The organism is Marinomonas algarum, from assembly GCF_020532605.1.
GTDB lineage: Bacteria > Pseudomonadota > Gammaproteobacteria > Pseudomonadales > Marinomonadaceae > Marinomonas > Marinomonas algarum.
In genome coordinates this window covers 65,993-72,192 of sequence record NZ_JAJATW010000018.1, presented here as the reverse complement: position 1 = coordinate 72,192, position 6,200 = coordinate 65,993, and the positions used below count along the sequence as shown (strand labels likewise).

Below are 6,200 nucleotides of genomic sequence, written 5' to 3'. Positions count from 1 at the left end.
GATCCCCTCCTTTCCCCCGTAGGGCGTATGCGGTATTAGCATGCGTTTCCACATGTTGTCCCCCTCTACTAGGCAGATTCCTACGCGTTACTCACCCGTCCGCCGCTCGTCAGCAGGAGCAAGCTCCTCTGTTACCGCTCGACTTGCATGTGTTAAGCCTGCCGCCAGCGTTCAATCTGAGCCATGATCAAACTCTTCAGTTAAAAAGCTTGCTCACTCAAATCGTATTACACTAACTATAACTTAATCTAACTAATCTCTACCAAGGCAGAAACCAATCAAACATAAAGCGATTGCCGTGTAGACTCTCGTAAGACTTCAATTTTTTTGATCACTCATAACCCACCTAGTAAACTAAGCAAACTATGTCGATCTTCCGAAGACTCCAGCGAGCGCCCACACAAATTATCTGATTATCTATTTTAAAGAGCGTTGCCAATTCACTTAAGCGACTTATTCTCTTAACTTAGTTTAGTAAGCTAAGGCTTGAAGCCCTGTCCGTGTCAGCGAGGGCGTATATTAAGGATCTACAGATTTTGTGCAACCCTTTTTTGAAGAAAAACACGATTTACACAAATTAATTTGAAATACATCTTAGAACGATCAAGAAACCAACAAAACAGGACCAGACCTGCTTAAAAAGCGATCAACTTGCTGCGTATTTATAATCTAGCCAAGTTAAAAACTAAAAAGCCTTCTTATCTTTCGATAAGAAGGCTTTTAAAAGTGCTAGATTAACCCAGCCACTTTCTTGCGTTTTGGAACAAGCGCAACCATGGTGCTTGTTCCTCCCAGTCACTTGGATGCCAGCTGTGCTGAACCGTACGGTAAACACGCTCGGGGTGAGGCATCATAATAGTCACACGACCATCTTCTGATGTTAGTCCGGTAATCCCTTGTGCTGAACCATTCGGGTTGAATGGGTAGCGCTCCGTTGCTTGACCATAGTTATCCACATAGCGCAAAGCCACCTGAGAAGAAGACATCAGCGCAGCCATATCTTGGTCATCACGGTATTCAGTCTGACCTTCACCATGAGCAACAGCAATCGGCAAGCGCGAACCTTCCATACCGGCCAACAAAATAGAGTTCGATTTCTGAACTTCTACCTGTACAAGGCGAGCTTCAAACTGTGCGGATTGGTTGCGAACAAACTTCGGCCAATGACTCGCTCCAGGAATAAGCTCGTGTAGGTTAGAAAGCATCTGACAACCGTTACACACACCTAATGAGAAAGTATCTGAACGCTTAAAGAATGACTCAAACTGCTCACGTGCTACTGGATTGAAAAGAATAGACTTCGCCCAACCTTCACCCGCTCCCAATACGTCACCGTAAGAGAAGCCACCACAAGCCACTAATCCACTAAACTCATCGAGTGTCGTACGACCTGATAAAATATCACTCATGTGCACATCGATTGGGGTAAAGCCCGCTTTATGGAAGGCAGCGGCCATTTCCACTTGGCCATTTACACCCTGTTCACGCAATACAGCGATCTTAGGTTTCACTCCAGACGCAATAAAGGCAGCTACGATGTCTTCGTTTTGGTCGAAGCTTACTTGCGCGGAAAGCCCTGGGTCTTTCGCATCTAACACGTTATCAAACTCTTGCTGTGCAGACTCTGGGTTATCACGCAATGCTTGAATACGATAGCTGGTTTCAGACCAGACACGCTGCCAGTTAATGCGTGTTTCTTCCAACACGGTTTCACCAGCAAAACGAACGCGAATACTGTCATCTCCGGATAGAGTGGCAATCGATGTAACCTTAACGCCCACTTTTGCATAAGCCGCAATAATGTCTGCTACATCGGCCTCATTCACTTGAATCACAGCTCCTAGCTCTTCACTGAATAAAGCTGGCGCAATTTGCGCTCGCTGACCAATCGTCTCATCAAAGTCAATATTCAAACCTAAATGACTCGCAAAGGACATTTCAGTCAAGGTTGCAAACACACCACCGTCTGAACGATCGTGATAAGCAAGCAACTTGCCTTCTGTATTCAAGGCTTGAGTTGTATCAAAAAAACCAGCTAAGGCAGCTGCATCATCCACATCAGGCGTTTGCTTTCCAAGCTTGTTGTAAACCTGAGCAATAACAGAACCACCTAGACGATTCTGACCGGCGCCCAAATCGACCAACAGCAAACGCGTATCGGCTTTGTTTTGCAATTCTGGTGTCAGGGTTTTACGCACATCCGCTACTGGAGCAAACGCAGTAATCACCAAAGACAATGGTGAGGTAACCGCTTTTTCTTCACCGTTTTCTTTCCATACTGTCTTCATCGACATGGAATCTTTACCCACAGGAATGGCGATATCCAAAGCAGGACACAATTCCATACCCACCGCTTTCACGGTTTGGTACAGTTTTTCATCTTCGCCTTCATGGCCCGCTGCGGCCATCCAGTTAGCGGACAATTTAATGTGGTTACGCTTAGTAATTTGCGCGGCAGCCAAGTTGGTTAAAGCTTCACCAACGGCCATACGTCCTGACGCGGGTGCGTTCAGCAAAGCGATAGGCGTACGCTCACCCATGGTCATGGCTTCACCCGTTGTACTCTCTAATGACGAGGTAGTAACTGCCACATCAGCAACCGGCACCTGCCAAGGACCCACCATCTGATCACGCGCCACCATACCTGTGATAGAACGGTCACCAATGGTGATCAAGAAGTTTTTGCTCGCTACGGTTGGCAGACTTAAAACGCGCTGCGCTGCCTCAGTAAGATCGACGTCGACGGCAGTAAAGTCATCACCTTCGATAACCGCTTTGGTCGCTTCACGATGCATTTTAGGTGGCTTACCGAACAGTACAGACATCGGTAAATCAACAGGTTTATTGTCAAAGTGTGGATCCGCTACTTCTAAATGAAGCGCTTCTTTCGCATCACCAACAATGGCAAACGGGCAACGTTCACGCTCACAAATAGCGGTAAATTCTTCAACACGCTCAGGCGATACCGCCATCACATAACGCTCTTGAGATTCGTTACACCAAATTTCAAGCGGCGACATGCCCGGCTCATCGTTTAGCACTTTGCGTAGATCAAAGTTGCCGCCACGTTCACCGTCTTTTACCAATTCAGGCAAAGCATTCGACAGACCACCCGCACCTACATCGTGGATAAAGCTGATTGGGTTGTTATCGCCAAGCTGCCAGCAACGATCGATTACTTCCTGACAACGGCGCTCCATTTCTGGATTACCACGCTGTACAGAAGCAAAGTCTAGGTCTTCATTACCGTCTGCCGACGCCATAGAAGACGCCGCGCCGCCGCCAAGACCAATCAACATCGCAGGACCGCCAAGCACAATCAGCTTAGCGCCGACTTTGATTTCTTTTTTCTCAACGTGCTCACGACGAATGTTGCCCAAACCACCCGCTAACATAATGGGCTTGTGGTAACCACGCACCTCTTCTTTGGTTGCACCTTGGATTTTTTGTTCGTAGCTGCGGAAATACCCCAATAAGTTCGGACGACCAAATTCGTTGTTAAACGCTGCGCCACCAATCGGGCCTTCGATCATGATATTCAAAGGCGTCACGATACGGGAAGGCTTGCCATAATAACTTTCCCATGGCTGTTCAAAGCCAGGGATTTTCAAATCAGAAACCGTGTAACCACTCAAACCTGCTTTGGGTTTTGATCCAATGCCGGTCGCACCTTCATCACGAATCTCACCGCCAGAACCGGTTGCTGCGCCCGAAAATGGTGAAATGGCCGTCGGGTGGTTGTGTGTTTCCACCTTCATCAAGATATCAATATTTTCTTGACTGAAATCGTATTCACGCGTGCCTGGCGCTGGGAAGAAGCGCCCTGCTACATGCCCTTCCATCACCGCGGCATTGTCTTTGTAAGCTGACAAGGTGCCATCGGGGTTGTGCTCGTGGGTGTTCTTGATCATCTTAAACAGAGAGCGCTCTTGCTCTTCGCCATCGATTGTCCAAGACGCATTAAAAATTTTGTGGCGACAATGCTCGGAGTTCGCTTGTGCAAACATCATCAACTCAATATCAATGGGGTTACGTCCGAGTTCAACAAACGACGCCACAAGATAATCAATCTCGTCATCCGCCAATGCCAGACCCAGCGTTTGGTTTGCCTCAACCAAGGCCTCACGTCCGCCACCCAACACATCCACACTGGTCATTGGAGCAGGCTCAGCATGGGAAAACATCACAGACGCGTCGCTCAATGCCGGAAGCACGCTTTCTGTCATGCGATCATGCAGCATTTCGGACAAGACATCCAAGTCTTCGGGGCTCAATGGCGCTGAACTGTGGATAAAATATTCCACACCGCGTTCCACACGAGACACAGCGGCTAAGCCACAATTATGAAGGATATCGGTTGCTTTCGATGACCAAGGTGAAATCGTTCCTAAACGAGGAACCACCAGCACACTTTGATCAGATGAACTGACTTGGGAGGATTTAGGACCGTAGGCCAAGGCGCGTTGTAGAACAGTGTCCTGTTCAGGCGTCAGCGTTTGATTATCAGCCAGCTCCACGAAATGGAGAAATTGAGCATGAACATCGGTAACAGAAGAAACAGATGCTTGCATATTGGCTAATAACTTTGCCTTGCGAAACGCCGATAGCGCCGCGGAACCATGCAGAGTTAGCATGTTGAGTATTGCCTCACTTGGTAGTTTTGGGGAAATTAATATGGGTATTTTAAATCATGGAAGCAAATAGAGGCCAGTAGAGTCTGAAATTTCTCGATAAAATAACCAAATAAAGTGATTAATCGGCTTTTTTCGCCTGCTGTTTTAGCTTCTTTTTTTGTTCACGTCGATATTGAAAAAACGCGGTCAATTGCGCAGAGGCAATATCGGCCAAGACGCCAGATGTGACTTTTACCTTGTGATTCAAAAACACGGACTGAAAAAACTGCCCTTGGCTGTCGGCCACACCGCTTTTTGGCTCGCTTGCACCATACACAACACGATCAATTCGCGAGTGCACCATGGCGCCGGCACACATTGAGCAAGGTTCTAACGTCACATAAAGCGTTGCACCAGGCAGACGGTAGTTGTTCATCCGCTGACAGGCCATACGGATAGCTTGAATTTCAGCGTGCGCAGTCGGGTCACACAGAGAAATAGGAGCGTTGTAACCTTCGCCAATAATTTCATCATTTAAAACAATAATAGCACCCACTGGGATTTCACTTTCACCCGCAGCGACTGCGGCTAATTCAATGGCTTTTGCCATCCATTCTTCATCGGTCACGCTTGATTTACCTCAAAACGACATTACTACTCAAAATACAGGATTGCCTTTATAGTCTGTTAAGCTCTACACTCAAATTCAACGCTGGCACACTATGCCAAAATAAACACAATGGAGTTCACTTATGCGTACCGTGGCAGACCTGATGATTACTAATTTGGTGACTTTAAAAGAGAACGACTCTTTAGCGAAGGCCAAGGAGCTTATGCAGGAAAAGAACATTCGCAATATCCCTATTACAAATGAAGAGGGACAATGCGTTGGCATGTTGACGCAACGTGAATATCTACGCCATGCCTTTTATTTGGTCAGTCAGTTTGGTACACAATTGTTGTCTAAAAAGGAGCAACAAACTCCGATCGCTAACGTAATGAACCGCGACATTCTCACCGTGACGCCCAGTACAGACTTAGACATGGCAGCCGAATTCTTTATCGAAAACAAATATGGCTGTTTGCCGGTCACTGAAGATGATCGACTTATTGGCATTTTAACCCCTGTCGACTTCGTTAAACTGGCTCATCAAATGCTAACAAAAAACGCCTAATGTCCGTCGCCTTTTAACTCAAAGCCTACTAAAAAAAGACAGGAGCGTTAACCGCTCCCGTCAATACTCACGAAGGAGAGGAGGTCGTGCTCTTCTCCTTCTCGACTTTAATATCAAGTGCTTGTAACCCAAACACCGTATCAGACAACACAAAACTTACTGCTTGTCCTTTGCGTAAGGTTTTATGGCCATCACACACGATAGATTTGTAGTGCACAAACACGTCACTGTCTTCTTCACGCTGAATAAAACCGACGCCCTTTGCGTCATTAAACCACTTCACTTTTCCCGTTAGTCGTTCCATTATTTTTCGCCTCTTTTTTATTTTTATTAAAGTAAGCGCAAAACAGGCCTCTTTTTTAAGAGACCTGTCTTTGTCTTTTTACACTGTATTTTTTACTTTACATACTTG

Annotated in this window: 4 protein-coding genes and 1 rRNA gene; 1 reads left to right on the top strand and 4 read right to left on the bottom strand. The window is 46.6% G+C overall.

Annotation, left to right across the window (positions count from 1 at the left end; translation table 11 throughout):
* The 3 genes from LG368_RS11865 to tadA form a co-directional block, all read right to left on the bottom strand.
* A 16S ribosomal RNA gene (locus LG368_RS11865) occupies window positions 1–203 on the bottom strand; the annotation flags it as partial.
* A 531-nt stretch (window positions 204–734) separates the two neighbouring features.
* The gene (gene purL / locus LG368_RS11860) at window positions 735–4,634 is read right to left on the bottom strand and encodes a phosphoribosylformylglycinamidine synthase (protein WP_226754937.1); all 3,900 of its coding nucleotides are present in this window, start codon (window positions 4,632–4,634) and stop codon (window positions 735–737) included.
* A gap of 118 nt (window positions 4,635–4,752) precedes the next feature.
* The gene (tadA, locus tag LG368_RS11855) at window positions 4,753–5,241 is read right to left on the bottom strand and encodes a tRNA adenosine(34) deaminase TadA (RefSeq protein ID WP_226754936.1); all 489 of its coding nucleotides are present in this window, start codon (window positions 5,239–5,241) and stop codon (window positions 4,753–4,755) included.
* Between the two features lie 124 nt (window positions 5,242–5,365).
* On the opposite strand from tadA, the gene LG368_RS11850 reads away from it, so the two are divergent.
* Complete coding sequence (locus LG368_RS11850) at window positions 5,366–5,788, top strand: CBS domain-containing protein (RefSeq protein ID WP_226754935.1); 423 nt, start codon at window positions 5,366–5,368, stop codon at window positions 5,786–5,788.
* A 67-nt stretch (window positions 5,789–5,855) separates the two neighbouring features.
* On the opposite strand, the gene LG368_RS11845 is transcribed toward LG368_RS11850, so the two are convergent.
* Window positions 5,856–6,092 (bottom strand): cold-shock protein, encoded by a 237-nt coding sequence (locus LG368_RS11845; protein WP_226754934.1) that lies wholly within the window; start codon window positions 6,090–6,092, stop codon window positions 5,856–5,858.
* Window positions 6,093–6,200 lie beyond the last annotated feature (108 nt).